Source organism: Acidisoma sp. (assembly GCF_035492295.1).
Taxonomy (GTDB): Bacteria; Pseudomonadota; Alphaproteobacteria; order Acetobacterales; family Acetobacteraceae; genus Acidisoma.
Window position 1 is genome coordinate 1 of the sequence record NZ_DATJJK010000263.1, and the last position, 17,123, is coordinate 17,123.

Sequence of the window (17,123 nt, forward strand, 5' to 3'; positions counted from 1 at the left end):
GCTAACCCCTTGAATCCATGGTGAGCCCGGTGGGACTCGAACCCACGACCCCATGATTAAAAGTCACGTGCTCTACCGGCTGAGCTACGGGCTCGACTTAGGATGGGTGGGTTGAACGGCAGATGGGCGCCCGCGTCAAGCGCCGGATATGGGAAAACGCCCCGCGCTGGACGCGGGGCGTTTTCCCAAAGCTATGAAAAATCAGTAAATTACTTCGCGACGGTCATGTGGATGATGCGGTCAGGATCGGTCACGCTGCCGCTCTGGCCCGAACCCTTCTTGATGTCGTTCACATATTCCATACCGCTCACGACCTGGCCCACGATGGTGTACTGGCCATCCAGCCAAGGGGTGGGTGCGAGGCAGATGAAGAACTGGCTGTTGGCGCTGTTCGGGTCGGCGGTGCGGGCCATGCCCACCGTGCCGGTCAGGAACTGTGCCTGGTCGGTAAATTCGGCCGGAAGGTTGGGCAGCTTGCTGCCGCCGGTGCCGGTGCCGGTCGGGTCCCCGCCCTGCGCCATGAAGCCCGCGATCACGCGATGAAAGGCGGTGTTGTCGTAGAAGCCTTCGCTCGCCAGCGTCATCAGACGCGCGGAAGCCTTGGGCGCCAGATCCGGCCGCAGCTTGATGACCACGGTGCCGTATTTGAGCTGCATGTCCAAGGTGTCGGAGGCAGCCTGTGCTTCGCTCATCGTAAATCCAATCATGGTTGCGCCGAGGGCGACCTGCATCGCCTCTCTTCTGTTGATGCTCATGGCTCTCTCTGCTTCTTGACCCATGCGTCGAGATGCCGCTCCGTCAGGGGAGGCACAAAACTCGACACGTCTCCGCCCAGAAGGGCGATCTCCTTCACGAAGCGGGAGGAGATGAACTGGTGCCGCTCGCTTGCCATCAGGAACACCGTCTCGATCGAGGGATCAAGGCGGTAGTTCATGCCGGCAAGTTGGAACTCGAAATCAAAATCCGAGATGGCGCGCAAGCCGCGCAGGATCACGCTTGCGCCAACCTCCCGCGTGAACTGCACGAGAAGGGTGGAGAATGGACGGACCTCGATGATCGTCCCTGTCTCCTGTGCGGTCTCGGCGAGCACCTCGCGCGTCAGCGCCACGCGCTCGTCGAGCTCGGCTACGGGGTTCTTGCCGGAGCTCGCGGCAACCGCCACCACCAGCCGGTCCACCAGCTTGGCGCCGCGCGCGATAATGTCCAGATGGCCATTGGTGATCGGATCGAAGGTCCCGGGATAGACGCCGATCTTTTCACGTGCGGCCATGTCAGGCCGGGGTCCCGTCGGGCGGGGCCTCGTCGGGCGGCCCACCGTCAGGAGGCGCCACGTCGGCCGAGGCTCCGTCACCGGGCGTGGCCTCCGCTGCGTCGCCCGCCGCTTCCGGCTCGGTCGGCTCCTCCATCACGGGGAAGACGCTCGTCACCCGCTCACCGTCCGACAGGCGCACAAGCGTGACGCCCATGGCCATACGGCCGGTCAGGCGCACCTGATCACCCGGCACGCGGATAAGGCGCCCCGTATCGGTGACGAGCATCAGATCGTCACCGGGCTGGACCGGGAAGGTCGTGACCACTTCCGTACCGTTGCGGGTCGAGAGGGTGGTATTGGCGATGCCCTGGCCGCCCCGGCCTGTCACGCGATATTCGTAGGCGGAGGTCCGCTTGCCGAAGCCGCCATCGGTCACCGTCAGCAGCAGCTGCTGGGCATCCAGCAATTCCTGGTAGCGTTCATCGGAGAGTGTCACGGCGCCGGTGGCGGTGTCCTCGGCATCGGCCTCAATCTCCACCATCTCGTCATCGCCTGCGCGGTTGCGCTTGAGGAAGGCCGCGCGCTCCTCCACGCTCGCCGGCACATGGCGCAGCACGGAGAGGGCGATCACCCGGTCACCCTTACCGAGGCGGATGCCGCGCACGCCTGCCGAATCGCGGCCCGCGAAGACGCGCAGATTATCGTCGTGGATCTGGAAGCGGATGCAGCGGCCGAGCCTCGTCGCCAGCATCATGTCGTCGCCCGCCCGGCAGGTCGCGACGCCGATGAGGTGGTCGCCCTCGTCGAGCTTCATGGCGATGAGGCCGGAGGCGCGCATGTTGCGGAAATCGGACAGCTTGTTGCGGCGGACATTGCCGGCGGCGGTCGCGAAGACGAGATGCAGATTCTCCCACAGGCTCTCATCCTGCGGCAGCGGCAGTACCGTGGTGATGCCATCGGTGCCAAGCTCGGGCAGGAGATTGATGAGCGCGCGGCCCTTGCCCTGCGGCCCGGCCTCCGGCAGCCGCCAGACCTTCTCCCGGTAGGCTTTGCCGCCCGACGAGAAGAACAGCACCCACTGATGGGTATGGGCGTTGAAGCTGCGCGTCACCACGTCGTCACCACGGGTCGTCGCGGCCGTGCGGCCGCGTCCGCCGCGGTTCTGCTGGCGGAAGGTTTCCAGCGGCGTGCGCTTGATGAAGTTGTCGCGCGTGATGGTGACCACCATCTGGCCGGGCTCGATCAGGCTTTCGTCGTCCTGGTCGGCCGCCGCATCGGTGATCTGGGTCATGCGCGGCGTGCCGATTTCCATCCGCACGGCGGCCAGTTCGTCCCGCATCACTTCGAGGCGGCGCGGCCGGGAGGCGAGGATTTCGAGCAGATCCTTGATCTTCTCAGCGACATCCGAGAGTTCAGACTGGATCTTGTTGCGCTCAAGTCCGGTCAGGCGCTGCAGGCGCAGATCGAGGATGCCGCGCGCTTGCGCTTCCGTCAGCTTGATGCTGCTGGAACCGGCGACGATGCTGCCGCGATCCTCGATGAGGTCGAGCAGCGGCAGGATGTCCTCTGCCGGCCATTCCCGCTCCATCAGCGCCGCGCGGGCGGAGGCGGCATCCGGGGCGGCACGGATGAGGCGGATGACCTCGTCAATATTGGCGACGGCAACGGCGAGACCCACGAGCAGGTGGCCGCGGTCGCGGGCGCGCGACAGGTCATGCCGGGCGCGGCGCAGAATCACCTCTTCGCGGAAGGTGATGAAGCACATCAGCGCGTCGCGGATGCCCATCTGGCGCGGCCGGCCATTGTCGAGCGCCAGCATGTTGACGCCGAAGGAGGTCTGCAGCTGGGTGAAGCGGAAGAGCTGGTTCAGTACCACTTCGGGCGTGGCGTCCCGCTTCATCTCGATCACGATGCGCATGCCGTCGCGGTCGCTCTCGTCGCGCAGGTCAGAGATACCTTCGACCTGCTTATTGCGGACGAGATCGGCGATGCGCTCCATCAGGGTGGATTTGTTCACCTGATAGGGGATTTCGGTGACGATGATCGCGGTGCGATCCTTTCGGATCTCCTCGAACTCGGTCTGCGCGCGCAGGATGATGCCGCCGCGCCCTGTCTCGAAGGCCTGGCGGATGCCAGCGCGGCCGAGAATGATGCCGCCCGTCGGGAAATCCGGGCCCGGGATGATGGTCATCAGCTCGTCGAGCCCGATCTCCGGGTTGGCGATCATGGCGAGCGTCGCGTCGATCACTTCGGTCGGATTATGCGGCGGGATATTCGTCGCCATGCCGACGGCAATGCCGTTCGCGCCATTGACCAGAAGGTTCGGGAAGGCAGCAGGCAGAACCTTCGGCTCTTCCGCGCTCTCATCGTAGTTTGACTGGAAATCGACGGTGTCACGGTCGATGTCGTTGAGCAGGAACATCGCGGCATTGGCGAGGCGGGATTCTGTATAGCGCATCGCCGCCGGCGGATCGCCGTCCACCGAGCCGAAATTTCCCTGACCGTCGATCAGGCGCACGCGCATGGAGAAGGGTTGCGCCATGCGCACGAGGGCGTCGTAGATTGAGCTGTCGCCGTGCGGATGGTATTTACCCATCACGTCGCCGGTGATGCGCGCCGATTTGCGGTAGGGCTTGTCAGGCGTGAAGCCCGATTCCTGCATCGCGAACAGAATGCGGCGGTGGACCGGCTTCAACCCGTCCCGCGCATCGGGCAGCGCGCGCGAGACGATGACGGACATGGCATAGTCGAGATAGGACCGCCGCATCTCGTCTTCGAGCATGACCGGCTGCGAAGAGGGCGGCAGAGAAGCAGGCTGATCAGGCGGTGTGGTGTCGCTCAACGGGACTCTCGGAGCTGCTCAACGTGCGAGCGGGGGGAGGGCGGACCGAGGCGATCCGCGCTGGGGTATCTATCGCCGTTGGAGACGGGAAGACATGGCGGTTTTATGCCCTAATTTCCGCCTTGGGGCAAGGTCGGCCCCCAGGCGACCGGCCTGCGCCGGTCTCGCCTGCGGGCTGTTTCAACAGCGCCGCCACGCACCGAAATCCGCTGGCCCGATCACGACCCGCTGAAGCGGCTTGAATTGGCTGGATCGACAAACTTCGTGTCAGAAAACGCCACGAGGAGAGGGCCCATGCCACGCGGAGACAAGTCCAAATACACGGAGAAGCAGGAGCGCAAGGCGGACCATATTGCGGAAGGCTATGAGGACCGCGGTGTGTCGGAAAAGGAGGCCGAGCGCCGGGCCTGGGCGACGGTCAACAAGGAGGATGGTGGCGGCAAGAAGGCCGGCTCCGGCCGGCAACGCCATTCTCATCACCACTAGTCAATGGACCCGGCGCATTCTGTTTGAGAGTGGGCTTTCAGATAAGGCAGGATTGTTGCCGGAGTTGACAGCCGGCAACTCGGATGTAGGCCAAAGAAAAGGGGCGGCCCGCGAAGGCCGCCCCTGATCAGTCTCGACAGGAAGCCGGGGTTATTCGGCCGCCTTTTCTTCACGGCGACCGCCGCTCTTGCCGCCGACCTTGTCCGAGATGTCCTCGCCCGTCTCCTGATCGACGACCCGCATGGACAGCTTGACCTTGCCGCGGTCGTCGAAGCCGATGACCTTGACCTTCACGGCATCGCCCTGCGCCACGACATCCGCCGTCTTGGCGACGCGGGTGGAGGCCAGTTCGCTGATATGGACCAGGCCGTCCTTGGCGCCGAGGAAGTTCACGAAAGCGCCGAAATCGGCGACCTTCACGACCTTGCCATTATAGATCTTGCCGATCTCGGCTTCCGCCACGATGCCGGTGATGCGGTCGATCGCGGCCTGGGTCTTCTCTTCGCTGGTCGACGCGATCTTGATGGTGCCGTCGTCGTCGATGTCGATCTTGCAGCCGGTGGTCTCGACGATGTCGCGGATCACCTTGCCGCCCTGGCCGATGACTTCGCGGATCTTGTCCTTGGGCACGTTGATCACGGTGATGCGCGGCGCCGTGGCGGCCACGCCGCCGCGGGCACCGGTCAGCGCCTTGGCCATCTCGCCCAGAATGTGGATGCGGCCGTCGCGGGCCTGGTCCAGCGCGATCATCATGATCTCGGGCGTGATGGAGGTGATCTTGATGTCCATCTGCAGGCTGGTGATGCCCGCTTCGGTGCCGGCGACCTTGAAGTCCATGTCGCCGAGGTGATCCTCATCGCCGAGGATGTCGGAGAGCACGGCGAAGCCGCGGTCTTCCTTGATCAGGCCCATGGCGATGCCGGCCACGGGGCGGGCCAGCGGAACGCCGGCATCCATCAGCGACAGGGAGGTGCCGCAGACGGTCGCCATGGAGGAGGAGCCGTTGCTCTCTGTGATCTCGGAGACCACGCGGAGGGTGTAGGGGAACTTGTCCTTGCCCGGCAGCAGCGGGTGGATGGCGCGCCAGGCGAGCTTGCCATGGCCGATTTCACGACGACCCGGGGAGCCCATGCGGCCGGCTTCACCCACCGAGTAGGGGGGGAAGTTGTAGTGGAGCATGAAGTGCTCGCGATACTCGCCGTCGAGCGCGTCGATGATCTGCTCGTCCTGAGCGGTTCCCAGGGTCGCCACGCAGAGCGCCTGGGTCTCGCCACGGGTGAAGAGCGCGGAACCATGAGCGCGCGGCAGCACGCCGACTTCGGCAACGATCGGGCGAACCGTGCGGGTGTCGCGGCCGTCGATGCGAAGGCCGGTGTCGAGGATCGCGTTGCGGACGATGTCCGCCTCGAGGTCCTTGAACAGGCCTTTCGCCGCATCGGCGTTCAAGCCTTCCGCGGTCAGCGCGGCGGCGGCGGCCTTCTTGGCGGCGCCGATCTTCTCGTAGCGAGCGGCCTTGGCCGTCTCCTGGTAGGCGGCTGCGAGATCGGTGCGGGCGAGCGCATCGACGCGGCTGCGCAGCGCCGTCTCCTCCGCGGAGGGCTCCGGCAGGGTCCAGGGCTCCTTCGCCGCATGCTCAGCGAGCTCGATGATCGCATTGATCACGGCCTGGAAGGCGGTGTGGCCGAAGGTCACGGCGTCGAGCATGACGGCTTCGGACAGTTCCTTTGCCTCGCTCTCGACCATCAGCACGCCCTCGGTCGTGCCGGCGACGACGAGGTCGAGTTCGCTCTCCTCGGTCTGCTGGGTGGTCGGGTTGAGGACGAATTCGCCACCGATGCGCGCCACCCGAGCGGCGGCGACCGGGCCAAAGAACGGAATGCCGGAGAGGGTGAGGGCGGCCGAGCAGCCGATCATGGCCACGATATCGGGATCGTTCTCGAGGTCATGCGAGAGGACGGTCGCCACGACCTGGACCTCGTTGCGGAAGCCCTCGGGGAAGAGCGGGCGGATCGGGCGGTCGATCAGGCGGCTGACGAGTGTCTCGTTCTCGGAGGGACGGCCCTCACGCTTGAAAAAGCCGCCCGGGATCTTGCCGGCCGCGAAGGCCTTTTCCTGGTAGTTGACGGTGAGCGGGAAGAAGTCCTGGCCCGGCTTCACGGTCTTGGCGCCGACGGCGGTGCAGAGCACGATCGTGTCGCCATAGGTGATCATAACGGCGCCATCGGCCTGGCGGGCGATCTTGCCCGTCTCCAGGATCAGGGGGCGGCCGCCCCATTCGATTTCCTTGCGGAAGTAGTTGAACATGCAAACATCCTTGTCTTTGCAGACGGATGCGACGGCAGTGACTGACGGACCGGGGTCTTCCGAAGCGGACTTCGGCGTCTCGGGCGGCATGGAGAGCGGAAGGCGCAGCCCTAGGAAAAGGGATGCCTCCGCCGGCCATGTGGCCGGAAACGCCGGGGGGGTCCTTAAGCTGCTGCGTGGGGCCTGGCCGGCTGATCCTTTATACCGCCGCTTCCGCGGCTTCAGGCACCCCCATGGGCACCTCTGGTCGGGCCGCTTACGCGCGGCCTGGAGTTTTTGCCGCCCTTGTGGGGCGGAAGCCCACCTTCCGCCGCGAGCGGAAGGTGGTCGCCGTCGCGGTTAGCGACGCAGGCCGAGGCGTCCGATCAGCGTCGTGTAACGCTCGTTATCGGTGCGCTTCAGATAGTCGAGCAGACGGCGGCGGCGACCGACCAGCATCAGCAGGCCGCGGCGGCTGTGGAAATCCTTCGCGTGGATCTTCAGGTGCTCGGTGAGGCTGGAGATGCGCTCGGAGATGAGGGCGATCTGCACTTCCGGGCTGCCGGTATCGGCGGCGCCACGGGCATAGTCGGAGATGAGCGCGGTGCGCTTCTCGGCTGTAATCGACATCGCATTCGTTCCTATAACAAGGGGTTACAACATGCGCTCGGGCTTCATCCAGCCCTCTTCGAGCCGGCACAATCCGATCACGCGGCTCCCCACCATCGCGCGCACGGTCCCGCCTGCGGGATCGGCGCCATCCGGTATCCGCCCCATGAGATCGACCAGGCTGAGCGCCTGACCGTGCCCGAGGTTAACGGCTTCGCTTTCGGTCAAGGCCAGCGCCGGGATGTCGGCCAGCGCGGTCGCGACCGGCAGCAGAAGCGCCGGAGAGATGGGGGCCGTATCCTCCCCCTGTTCCAATTTGTCCAGGGAAATCGCCATATCCTCGGTGAAGGGGCCGACCCGCAAGCGGCGCAGGACGGTAATATGGCCGAGCGATCCGCAGGCGATCGCGATGTCGCGGGCGAGGCTGCGCATATAGACACCCTTGCCGGATTCGACCTCGAAAACGGCCGTGTCCGCATCAGGGCGCCCGATCAGTTCGAAGCGATCGATCTGCGCCGGCCGAGGCTCCAACACCGGGGGGCGGCCCTCGCGCGCCATGTCATAAGCGCGTTCGCCGGCGACCTTGATGGCGGAATAGATCGGCGGCACCTGCATGATGAGGCCGCGGAAGGCGGGCAGTGCGGCTTCGATCGCGGCATTGTCCGGCCGCACGTCGCTGGTGCCGATGACCGCGCCATCGGCATCGTCGGTATCGCGCGCCTCGCCGAAGCGCAGCGTGAATTGATAGCGTTTGGTGCCGTCCATCACGTAAGGCACGGTCTTGGTGGCGGCGCCGAAGGCAATGGGTAGCAGGCCGGTGGCCAGGGGGTCGAGCGTGCCGCCATGGCCGGCCTTCTGGGCATCGAAAAGCCGCTTGAGCTTGTTCACCATATCCGTGCTGGTGGGGCCTTGCGGCTTGTCGAGAATGAGCCACCCATCCAAGGGGCGGCCGCGACGGCGGCGGTTCGTCATGGCTTCGGATCAATACATCAGAGGAATTCGAGGGAGGGGCGGGGCTATGGCAGGAGATGGCGCCCCCCGCAAGAGAGGCGGCGGAACACCCTCGTCTGCGAAGCCGCGCACAAATCCTCATACCGCGGCCTCAGGGCGGCCTGCCGCCCGCGTGCGGAACAGAGCGGAATCGCGACGCGGCGGCCCGCAATCAGGCTGACAGATTGCGAGCCTTCCCGTATGTGACGCGCATGACCGACACGCCGCTCTCCCTGATCCGCAACTTTTCCATCATTGCCCATATCGACCATGGCAAGTCGACGCTGGCCGACCGCCTGATCCAGGCGACCGGCGGCCTGACCGCGCGCGAGATGACCGAGCAGGTGCTGGACACCATGGAGCTTGAGAAGGAGCGCGGCATTACCATCAAGGCGCAGACCGTGCGCCTTGATTACAAGGCGAAGGACGGGCTGACCTATGTCCTGAACCTGATGGACACGCCCGGCCATGTCGACTTCGCCTATGAGGTGAGCCGCAGCCTCGCGGCCTGCGAAGGGTCCCTTCTCGTCGTCGATGCCAGCCAAGGCGTGGAGGCGCAGACGCTCGCCAATGTCTATCAGGCGATCGATGCCGGGCATGAGATCGTGCCCATCCTCAACAAGATCGACCTGCCGGCGGCCGAGCCCGACCGTGTCAAGGAGCAGATCGAGGACGTGATCGGCATCGACGCGTCAGACGCCGTGATGATCAGCGCCAAGACCGGCATCAATATCGAAGGCGTGCTGGAAGCGCTGGTGACCCGCCTGCCGCCGCCCAAGGGCGACCCGGACGCGCCACTCAAGGCGCTGCTGGTGGATAGCTGGTACGATGCCTATCTCGGCGTCATCATCCTGGTCCGCATCAAGGACGGGCGCCTGAAGCGCGGCATGAAGATCCGCATGATGGCCAAGGGCGCGGTCCATACCGTGGACCAGGTTGGCGTCTTCCGCCCCAAGATGGAAGCGGTGGATGAGCTCGGGCCGGGCGAGATGGGCTATATCAACGCCGCCATCAAGACCGTCGCCGATTGCGATGTGGGTGACACCATCACCGATGACCGCCGCCCGGCGGCCGAGATCCTGCCCGGCTTCAAACCCTCCATCCCGGTGGTCTGGTGCGGCCTGTTTCCGGTCGATGCCGATGATTTCGAGAAGCTGCGCGACTCTCTGGGCAAGCTGCGGCTGAACGACGCGAGCTTCCACTACGAGGCGGAAAGCTCGGCGGCGCTGGGTTTCGGCTTCCGCTGCGGCTTCCTCGGCCTGCTGCATCTGGAAATCATCCAGGAGCGGCTGAGCCGGGAATTCGACCTGGATCTGATCGCCACCGCGCCCTCGGTCGTCTATCGCATCTATGACACCAAGGGGGTCATGACCGAACTGCACAACCCGGCGGACATGCCGGATGTGATGACGATCGACCATATCGAGGAGCCTTGGATCAAGGCGACGATCATGGTGCCGGACGATCACCTCGGTTCGGTGCTGACCCTGTGCAACGAGCGCCGCGGCCAACAGCAGGACCTGACCTATGTCGGGACCCGCGCCATGGCCGTCTACAAGCTGCCGCTGAATGAGGTGGTCTTCGATTTCTACGACCGCCTGAAGTCCAGCACCAAGGGCTATGCGAGCTTCGACTATCAGATGGACAGCTACGAGGAGAGCGACCTCGTGCGCATTTCCATCCTCGTCAATCAGGACCCGGTGGATGCACTGAGCTTCATCGCCCACCGTTCGGCTGCGGAAGCGCGTGGCCGGGCGATCTGCGCCAAGCTGAAGGATTTGATTCCGAAGCAGCTGTTCAAGATCGCCATCCAGGCGGCGATCGGCGGACGCATCATCGCGCGCGAGACGATCGGCGCGCTGTCCAAGGACGTGACGGCCAAGTGCTACGGCGGTGATATCAGCCGCAAGCGCAAGCTTCTGGACAAGCAGAAGGAAGGCAAGAAGCGCATGCGGCAGTTCGGCAAGGTGGAAATCCCGCAAAGCGCCTTCCTCGCCGCCCTCAAGATCGATAGCTGAAGCGGCGAGACCGGCAGCAAAGCTTGGCCGGAATGCGGCGGGGAGATGTTGCACTCCCCGCCGGTTCTGGCTAGGAAGCGGCACCGCCGCTGGAGAGATGGCCGAGCGGTTTAAGGCGCACGCTTGGAAAGCGTGTGTGCGTGAAAGCGTACCGTGGGTTCGAATCCCACTCTCTCCGCCAAGGGCTTGTCCCGTAGCGTGTCTTTCTGTGTCACTTCCTTTATAAAATCAGTAACTTAAGCTCGTGTGAAGTGTCACGTTGCTTCACGCTGGGCCTGTGCGTTTCACCTCATCTTTGTGGATTCATTTAGGGGTTCGACGGACCGATCAGTTAGATTTTGCTCATCGTTAACAGCAGGATGAGCGATGACAGCACTGACTACTGAGCGGATCAAACGGGAGCGTCTCTTGGAGACCCCCGGCAGACACAGCGCTGGGAGCGGCCTTTGGCTGCAAGTGGTGAACCCAAAACGCGCCTCGTGGGTTTTTCGATATAAGAGTCCAGTAACCGGCCGGGTTCGCGAGGCCGGTTTGGGGCGGTATGGGGATGTGACGCCTACTCAAGCTAGGCGCAAGGCCGACGAAATGCGCGTGGCGGTGCGACAGGGTCGCGACCCCGTGGAGGAGCGGAGGCAGGCCGAACGGCCGGTGCCCCAAAAGGGGCTGACGTTTCGCGATGCCGCTGAGGCGTGTATCAAATCTCAGATCCCCACTTGGCGGTCGCCCAAATCCGAGCAGCAGTGGCGCTCGACGCTCGAGCGATACGTGTATCCGTCACTGGGCGATGCTGTGTGTCGTGATGTGACGCGGCCGCAGATTTTGGACGTTTTGTCACCAATCTGGGAGTCTCGCGGCGTTACGGCCGATCGAATTCGCGGCCGTATTCAGAGCGTTTTGGGATATGCGGCAGCGCTCGAGGGGTGGAGCAATTTCGCCGCGAATTGGCGCGACGGCCTGCGGCATTTGCTGTCAGACCCGAGGAAACGAGCAGTGCAGCACCATGCGGCGATGCCTTTTGGGGAAGTCGCGGCGTTTTGGGATCAACTCCGGGCCAGCAGCGGCGTTGCGGCGCGCGCTTTGGAATTTGTCCTGCTGACCGCCGCGCGATCACGCCCGGTTCGGCTGGCGACATGGAGTGAAATCGATTCTGATGCGAAAATCTGGACCTGCCCCGGCGCGCACATGAAGGGCGGTCAAGAGTTTCGCGCTCCGCTAAACGACGCGGCTCTGGCATTGCTGCGAAGTATGGCGCCGCTGGGCAGCGGGCCGAGTAGTCTCATTTTTCCCGGTCTGCGGAACAGGCCGCTGAGCGAAAATAGCATGCAGGCGGTCCTGCACCGAATGGGAGTCCGCGCGACCGTTCATGGTTTCCGATCCACGTTTCGTGATTGGGCGGGTGAGGCTACGGACGCGCAACCGGATGTGGCCGAGGCGGCGTTGGATCATGAATTTCGGAAGGGGAGCCGTGCAAATTACCAGCGTGGTGACTTGCTGGGCAAACGACGCGACCTGATGGGCGGTTGGAGCGAACAGGTGACGGGCTGATTTGGTGGTGTCAGGGGATGGCAGGGCCGGAACGGCCCTGGCGGCGCAGGCGCGCCGCCAAGGCCTTGCTGGCCTTAACGATTGGCGGTGGTGGAGGTCAGATGACCATCACGGACAACATCGACCTCGTATCGCGGAGGCTGAGCGCGTCGGGTACGCACGACGAGTTGCCCTGATTTGGAGACGTGCGCGTGGGGTTCGTCGTCGCATGATCCAAATGAGGGCGTGATCCGGGCAACGCTGCCGGATAGGTCGATAGCCTGATAAACTGCAGCGCAGGCGTTGCCGCCGGACTGTTCCATAACAAGCACGTAGGTATGACCGGCCCCATTGTAGGGGCCAAGCAGCGATACGAACATGTCGCTGTCATCTGAGACAAAAGGACGGCCATCCAGAGTAACCGTGTGGGACGTGCTGCTGCCCTGCACTGACAACTGATGTCCTCCGACGGATATGGCTGTTGTGGCAGCTGATGCAGCAGTGGTGATGGTCAGCACAGCCATGGCCGCACAGGACAGTAGGCGGAGTTTCATTGAGCCCTCGTTGTTGAGTAGTCTATAAAGCGACGTTAACGAGCCGGTACAAAAATGGAAGCCGTTTGGTTATATTTTAATGCGCCGTGCTGTCATGTGAACACGGCGGGCCTGTTCGGTCAGTGCCTCCATGCGCCTCCGGTGACGAGCATTCTCGCTGGACTGTTGTTGGACCAACAGACGTAGCGCCTTTGATCTGCGCTGCGGGTCTGGGATCAGTTGTGCTGCACGGCGGCGGTCGAGCAGCGTGGCGGTGCGCTCGCGATGCCGACGTTTTTCCTCAGTCTGCTGCTCCTGTATTCGTCGTAGCCGCGCTGCGCGTCGGGCTGCCGGGCTGGATCGTGGGGTGCGTGCCATCACGATATTTAAATGCGGCGGCGCATCTCAGATCGGCCAGCAGTTGAGATGCCGTATCGCCCTCGATTCTGATCTCGGTCGAGTGCTGATGGGTGATTATGGCCACTGAACAGCCGGTGTGATTCCGTCAGTCCTCAATATCGAGATGGGCGGCACAATCGTCGGCGTCGATCTGAATGAGGATTCTGTTCATACGCAAACTCCCGTCGTGATGACTGTCATAGATTCAGAAACATTTAAGACAGTCAATGCAGGATAATCATCAAATCGCGCACCTATTTAACAGGTGAGAATTAGACGACCTCTGATACCTGATGGCTAAATAATCACTGAACAGACACCCTACATAACAGGGAGAGTGGACAGTGGATATTGAGAGGTTATTGGCGGCAGTGCGTGATCATGAGGAGCGCACTGGCCAGCGCACCCGATTTACAGAACGCGAGGAGCGCAGCGCCTGCTACGTGGAACTGCCCGGCCTGTGCCGCGACGCGCTGGGCAAACGATTCGAGGCTGTATTCGCTCGCGCGCGGGCGTTGGCCGTGAGGGCAGCACCCGGACGGTGTCTCGTCAGGGCGCAGTACCGCGACCATCACAGAGTTGGTTACGAAATTGGATTCCTCGACAAATCGGCCGTCAGCGCATTTCGGCGTCTGTGCGCTGAGGCAGACGTTACGTGCGTGTGACGGACCTGCCGGATCTGCTGGAGGGCGGGCCTCTGACGCCGGACGAGGCGGTGCGTCGTGCGGAGCGCGTGCGGAAACGAAGCGCGCGGCGGCAGCGAAAACAGTCGCAAATCGCGGCGGCGGTGGCGCGCCTCAAGCAGTTGCGGATTGAACTATCCCAGATCGATCAGGAATCGATCTGATGGCTACTCATCAAATCGAGTTGGCAACCCGACGGTTGGAGCGCTGTGCCGCCGCCGCCCGAGTGCGCCGTCGCAGCCCCTACGACCCCACAGCGCAATATCGATGTGGAATCGTGGTGTGCTCTTCGTGTCACTGCCGCCACGCCAGTAATGCGGCGCGGCGCGCCCAGCGGTGGGCCGCAGATGCTCTACGTGATGGGCAGGAGTTGCTGCTCGTCACAGTGCTGCTGGCGAAAACCACTGACCTAAGGGCGCTTAGATCAGTGGCTAAGCGGTTCAACAGAGATTTCCGAAATCTGCGTGCGCGACTGGCGAAGCGGCAGCGGCACTGGGCGGCGCTGGGCGCGTGGGGATATGTCGAAGTGGCGGCGGTTTGGGCGGGTGATGACGCGCTACTGGGCACGCGCTGGAGCGACGCCCTAACGGATTTGCCGCAGGCGGGCGACGACGGCGCGGGGGAAGTGCTCTGGGTGCCTCATGCCCACCTGCTCGTGAGCACGTCGGGGGACTGGCAGGCGGTGCGAGACGCGCTGGAGCAACAGTGGCCGGGACGATGGCGGGTGGACGTGCGGCCACTGACTGACGATCGTGACCGATCGGCCGAGATCAACCAAGTGGCACGATATTCGACCAAATGCAGGAAAACTCGCACAATTTGGCCAGACGGAGTCCCCTGCGTGCTCGACTGGCCCACTGAATGGGCTGAGGCGTGGGAGGACGAAATTCTGTCGTGGGGACAGGGTCTGAGACCGCTGTCGGTAACGATGCGACCAATCGGCCGGCGGCAGCAGCAGCCTGTCGACGAGGCGGACGAAACCGAACGCGAGGACGAAGACGAGTTCTACGCCGGACCGGTGGTGTTGAGGCAGCGATACACGGACGCGCGACTGACCCCGAGCCTCACTGCAATCGCGGATGCGCTGAGCCCCTCGGCTCGCAGTGCGGAGATTTGGTCTGCCTGTTTGCGCGCGGTTGGCTGGCGTCCACGATAGCGGCCGGCTGATTTCGCTTTCGCGATACCCTCGATTTGGCGCTCTCGCATGAGCGCGCGTTCAAATTCCGCGACCGCCGCGAGAATCACGAGAGTCATGCGCGCAGTGGCACTGCGCGTGTCCAATGGACTGCCGCCCAGTGAGAGGATCAGGAGGCCAACACCGCGTTTGGTCAAGTCCGCCTCGATTGCCAGCAGGTCGGCAGTAGAGCGAGCGAGCCTGTCTGGTCGTGTGACCACGAGAACATCGCCCTCGCGGACGTATGCGAGGGCAGCAGCGAGTTGGTGGCGGACCGCCGCAGTGGCGCTGACCTGCTCCGAGAAAATTTTCTCACAACCCACAGCGCGAAGGTCACGCTCTTGCGCCTCCAGCCCCGCAGTCTGGTCCGCAGTCGATGTGCGTGCGTAGCCGATCAGCATAGTTTTGTCTCACTGAAGTCTAGGACATACTGAGACAGTTCGTCTCAAAAATCAATACCGATCCGTGTGAGACGAAAATGCGAGGGATTTCTATGTCTCACACGACCTTACCCTAATGAGTGAAGTGGCCTTAGCTTGAGCATCGGCGCTTGCTCGAATAAGCTTAGGCATGTCGCAGACCATTTTGACCGATCTAATGCCGGTGTTTTTTGGCCAAGCCGAGGCGACGAAGATATCCGCATTTGTAGACGCGAATTTGATCGCGTTTCAAAGAAACGTCCCCTCCGAATTATGGCATTATACCGACGCCAATGGATTGCTAGGCATCATCAAGAGCCGAGCCATTTGGACCACTCAGGTTTCGTGTCTCAACGATAGGTCGGAACATAGGCTGCTGAACGCTTTAACGCTGAGCGGTATACGCAACTTTGCAATAGAGAATCGTGACGATCGTCTGAATACCCTGCTGCGCGTTGCGGAACAGGGGCTTGGTCAAGCTGATTTCGATACTGCTCCACATTTTGTCTGCTCCTTTACGGAAGCCGCGGATGATCTCGGGCAATGGCGTGGATATGGAGGCGGTGAAAACGGATTCGCCATCGGCTTTTGGACAATCGACTTGATGGCGGCGGCTTCCCGGCGTGCGCAGAGCGGCATGCTTCCGTTATCCTACGATAAGGAAATCCATGCGAACGTAGTACGCAATATAATATCTTGTGCGCAGAATTTATACATCGATGGTTTGACCAAGCCAAATATAGACCCCACCCGCTGGGCATGGGAATTGGTAACTCATTTCTCGGAAAGACTAGATATATTTGCTTGCCTCATAAAAGATCCTGCGTTTTCGGCTGAGCGAGAGCACAGGTTACTAACACTTCTAAATGAGCAGGATTACACTAACCTCGAATTCAAGCCGAAGCGCTCTTTGCTGTCGAGGCATTTGCCGGTTAGTCTTGCAACCCCCCGGCACGACGGGCGCCTGCCGATCAGCCGAATCTGTATCGGGCCGTCGGCATCGCCACGAATTTCGCAGCTTAGTGTTGAAGCTTTGCTCAGGCAGCAGGGATATCCATCCAACGTAACAGTGGAGTTAAGTCGCGTGCCGTATCGAATTCCGTAGCTGTTGCTAAAAAGGGAGCGGACACCCGTGCGGGATCTAAAGATCATCTGCGGATCAGGTCATGGCATATCGGCGTGCTGCTCTTGCCGCCGGCCGCCATCGATTAGACGCTTCATGGAGTCGAAGTGGATAAGGGTACGACCGCACACGCGGACCGCTGACAGCTCCCCGGCTCGGAGTAGGCGATAAATGCTTGATCGACTCAGACCCAATTGGGCTGCTGCCCGATTAACGGGCATCGTCAAGGGAGCGACGTGGACTACTGAATTCATTGGTGGCTCGGTTCGTTCTGGCGCAGCCGGGATTGGCTGCGCCCACGAGGGCATAGTGCCGATTCGCGGCAGGCAGAGTCGAAATTAAAAACTTTCACGGAGGCAAAATCTGCCGGCGTGGGGCAACCCATATGTATGGCTGCATTGCGAGGAAAACATCCTAACTATCTCAATCGCTTGAGAACACGTTGGTGGGGGACACTCTCTCCGCCACCCGCCGCGCGGGAAGCTTTGCCCCTCATCGCCGATTCCACGACCTGTCCGCCCGGAGCTTAGCGGGCTGGCCAACGACAGGCGGATCGTAAGGCGACCGCTGAAACGCCTAAGGACGCTGTTGGCGAACCGTGATGCCGAGACCGTAACGCGGCTTGCGTTACGTGCTGCGCGGCTTGTGCAGCACGCTGTCACGCTCGGCAAATCGTACTAGCTCGCTGTGGCCGCGGCTTGGCGACGAATGAGCAAAAGCAAAGCGACTGCGACGAGGATCGCCGTGGCACTGGAAAAGATGATAGTTGCGCGCTGAATTCCGACGGC

Annotated in this window: 13 protein-coding genes, 2 tRNA genes and 1 pseudogene; 6 read left to right on the plus strand and 10 right to left on the minus strand. The window is 62.7% G+C overall.

The features are described from left to right. Positions 1–18: 18 nt before the first annotated feature. The 4 genes from VL752_RS19745 to gyrA all read right to left on the minus strand — a co-directional run bounded on the left by VL752_RS19745 (position 19) and on the right by gyrA (position 4,034). Positions 19–94, minus strand: a tRNA-Lys gene (locus VL752_RS19745). Between the two features lie 115 nt (positions 95–209). Beyond that, positions 210–692, minus strand: coding sequence for a peptidylprolyl isomerase (locus tag VL752_RS19750; RefSeq protein WP_325357940.1), 483 nt, complete (start codon positions 690–692; stop codon positions 210–212). A 59-nt stretch (positions 693–751) separates the two neighbouring features. Further along, positions 752–1,270, minus strand: coding sequence for a pantetheine-phosphate adenylyltransferase (coaD, locus tag VL752_RS19755; RefSeq protein ID WP_325357920.1), 519 nt, complete (start codon positions 1,268–1,270; stop codon positions 752–754). Position 1,271: 1 nt separating this feature from the next. Further along, positions 1,272–4,034 carry a DNA gyrase subunit A gene (gyrA, locus tag VL752_RS19760; protein WP_325357942.1) on the minus strand — a complete coding sequence of 921 codons (2,763 nt, stop codon included), beginning with the start codon at positions 4,032–4,034 and terminating at the stop codon, positions 1,272–1,274. Positions 4,035–4,388: 354 nt separating this feature from the next. On the opposite strand from gyrA, the pseudogene VL752_RS19765 reads away from it, so the two are divergent. Further along, positions 4,389–4,556, plus strand: a pseudogene (locus VL752_RS19765) (plasmid stabilization protein); the annotation flags it as partial. Positions 4,557–4,730: 174 nt separating this feature from the next. Here VL752_RS19765 and pnp read toward each other — a convergent pair. From pnp to truB, 3 genes are all read right to left on the minus strand, one after another. Beyond that, positions 4,731–6,884 carry a polyribonucleotide nucleotidyltransferase gene (gene pnp, locus VL752_RS19770; RefSeq protein ID WP_325357922.1) on the minus strand — a complete coding sequence of 718 codons (2,154 nt, stop codon included), beginning with the start codon at positions 6,882–6,884 and terminating at the stop codon, positions 4,731–4,733. Positions 6,885–7,223: 339 nt separating this feature from the next. After that, entirely contained in the window at positions 7,224–7,493 is a 270-nt protein-coding gene (gene rpsO, locus VL752_RS19775; protein ID WP_325357924.1) for a 30S ribosomal protein S15, read from the minus strand. Positions 7,494–7,517: 24 nt separating this feature from the next. Next, complete coding sequence (gene truB, locus VL752_RS19780) at positions 7,518–8,444, minus strand: tRNA pseudouridine(55) synthase TruB (RefSeq protein WP_325357926.1); 927 nt, start codon at positions 8,442–8,444, stop codon at positions 7,518–7,520. A 230-nt stretch (positions 8,445–8,674) separates the two neighbouring features. Here truB and lepA point away from each other — a divergent pair, with 230 nt between their 5' ends. The 3 genes from lepA (at position 8,675) to VL752_RS19795 (ending at position 12,025) form a co-directional block, all read left to right on the plus strand. Continuing rightward, entirely contained in the window at positions 8,675–10,480 is a 1,806-nt protein-coding gene (gene lepA, locus VL752_RS19785; RefSeq protein ID WP_325357928.1) for a translation elongation factor 4, read from the plus strand. 91 nt (positions 10,481–10,571) lie between these two features. Next, positions 10,572–10,661 (plus strand) — tRNA-Ser (locus VL752_RS19790). Positions 10,662–10,846: 185 nt separating this feature from the next. Further along, the gene (locus VL752_RS19795) at positions 10,847–12,025 is read left to right on the plus strand and encodes a tyrosine-type recombinase/integrase (RefSeq protein ID WP_325357930.1); all 1,179 of its coding nucleotides are present in this window, start codon (positions 10,847–10,849) and stop codon (positions 12,023–12,025) included. A 74-nt stretch (positions 12,026–12,099) separates the two neighbouring features. Here VL752_RS19795 and VL752_RS19800 read toward each other — a convergent pair whose 3' ends face one another. Beyond that, positions 12,100–12,558, minus strand: coding sequence for a hypothetical protein (locus VL752_RS19800; protein ID WP_325357932.1), 459 nt, complete (start codon positions 12,556–12,558; stop codon positions 12,100–12,102). 1,033 nt (positions 12,559–13,591) lie between these two features. On the opposite strand from VL752_RS19800, the gene VL752_RS19805 reads away from it, so the two are divergent. Next, complete coding sequence (locus tag VL752_RS19805; protein WP_325357934.1) at positions 13,592–13,783, plus strand: hypothetical protein; 192 nt, start codon at positions 13,592–13,594, stop codon at positions 13,781–13,783. Positions 13,784–14,624: 841 nt separating this feature from the next. On the opposite strand, the gene VL752_RS19810 is transcribed toward VL752_RS19805, so the two are convergent. Continuing rightward, on the minus strand, positions 14,625–15,194 hold the full coding sequence (locus VL752_RS19810) for a recombinase family protein (RefSeq protein ID WP_325357936.1): 570 nt from the start codon (positions 15,192–15,194) through the stop codon (positions 14,625–14,627). 169 nt (positions 15,195–15,363) lie between these two features. Here VL752_RS19810 and VL752_RS19815 point away from each other — a divergent pair, with 169 nt between their 5' ends. Beyond that, the gene (locus VL752_RS19815; RefSeq protein ID WP_325357938.1) at positions 15,364–16,317 is read left to right on the plus strand and encodes a DUF2971 domain-containing protein; all 954 of its coding nucleotides are present in this window, start codon (positions 15,364–15,366) and stop codon (positions 16,315–16,317) included. Between the two features lie 59 nt (positions 16,318–16,376). On the opposite strand, the gene VL752_RS22300 is transcribed toward VL752_RS19815, so the two are convergent. Continuing rightward, positions 16,377–16,643, minus strand: a complete 267-nt coding sequence (locus VL752_RS22300) for a helix-turn-helix domain-containing protein (RefSeq protein WP_408863193.1) — start codon at positions 16,641–16,643, stop codon at positions 16,377–16,379. Between the last annotated feature and the right edge of the window lie 480 nt (positions 16,644–17,123).

Excerpts from the sequence above, each read along its gene's own strand:
- truB (WP_325357926.1), bottom strand. The coding sequence starts at position 8,444 with ATGACGAACCGCCGCCGTCGCGGCCGCCCCTTGGATGGGTGGCTCATT.
- VL752_RS19795 (WP_325357930.1), top strand. The coding sequence starts at position 10,847 with ATGACAGCACTGACTACTGAGCGGATCAAACGGGAGCGTCTCTTGGAG.
- VL752_RS19750 (WP_325357940.1), bottom strand. The coding sequence starts at position 692 with ATGAGCGAAGCACAGGCTGCCTCCGACACCTTGGACATGCAGCTCAAA.
- VL752_RS19815 (WP_325357938.1), top strand. The coding sequence starts at position 15,364 with ATGTCGCAGACCATTTTGACCGATCTAATGCCGGTGTTTTTTGGCCAA.
- coaD (WP_325357920.1), bottom strand. The coding sequence starts at position 1,270 with ATGGCCGCACGTGAAAAGATCGGCGTCTATCCCGGGACCTTCGATCCG.
- VL752_RS19800 (WP_325357932.1), bottom strand. The coding sequence starts at position 12,558 with ATGAAACTCCGCCTACTGTCCTGTGCGGCCATGGCTGTGCTGACCATC.
- rpsO (WP_325357924.1), bottom strand. The coding sequence starts at position 7,493 with ATGTCGATTACAGCCGAGAAGCGCACCGCGCTCATCTCCGACTATGCC.
- gyrA (WP_325357942.1), bottom strand. The coding sequence starts at position 4,034 with ATGCTCGAAGACGAGATGCGGCGGTCCTATCTCGACTATGCCATGTCC.
- VL752_RS19810 (WP_325357936.1), bottom strand. The coding sequence starts at position 15,194 with ATGCTGATCGGCTACGCACGCACATCGACTGCGGACCAGACTGCGGGG.
- VL752_RS22300 (WP_408863193.1), bottom strand. The coding sequence starts at position 16,643 with ATGCCCTCGTGGGCGCAGCCAATCCCGGCTGCGCCAGAACGAACCGAG.
- lepA (WP_325357928.1), top strand. The coding sequence starts at position 8,675 with ATGACCGACACGCCGCTCTCCCTGATCCGCAACTTTTCCATCATTGCC.
- pnp (WP_325357922.1), bottom strand. The coding sequence starts at position 6,884 with ATGTTCAACTACTTCCGCAAGGAAATCGAATGGGGCGGCCGCCCCCTG.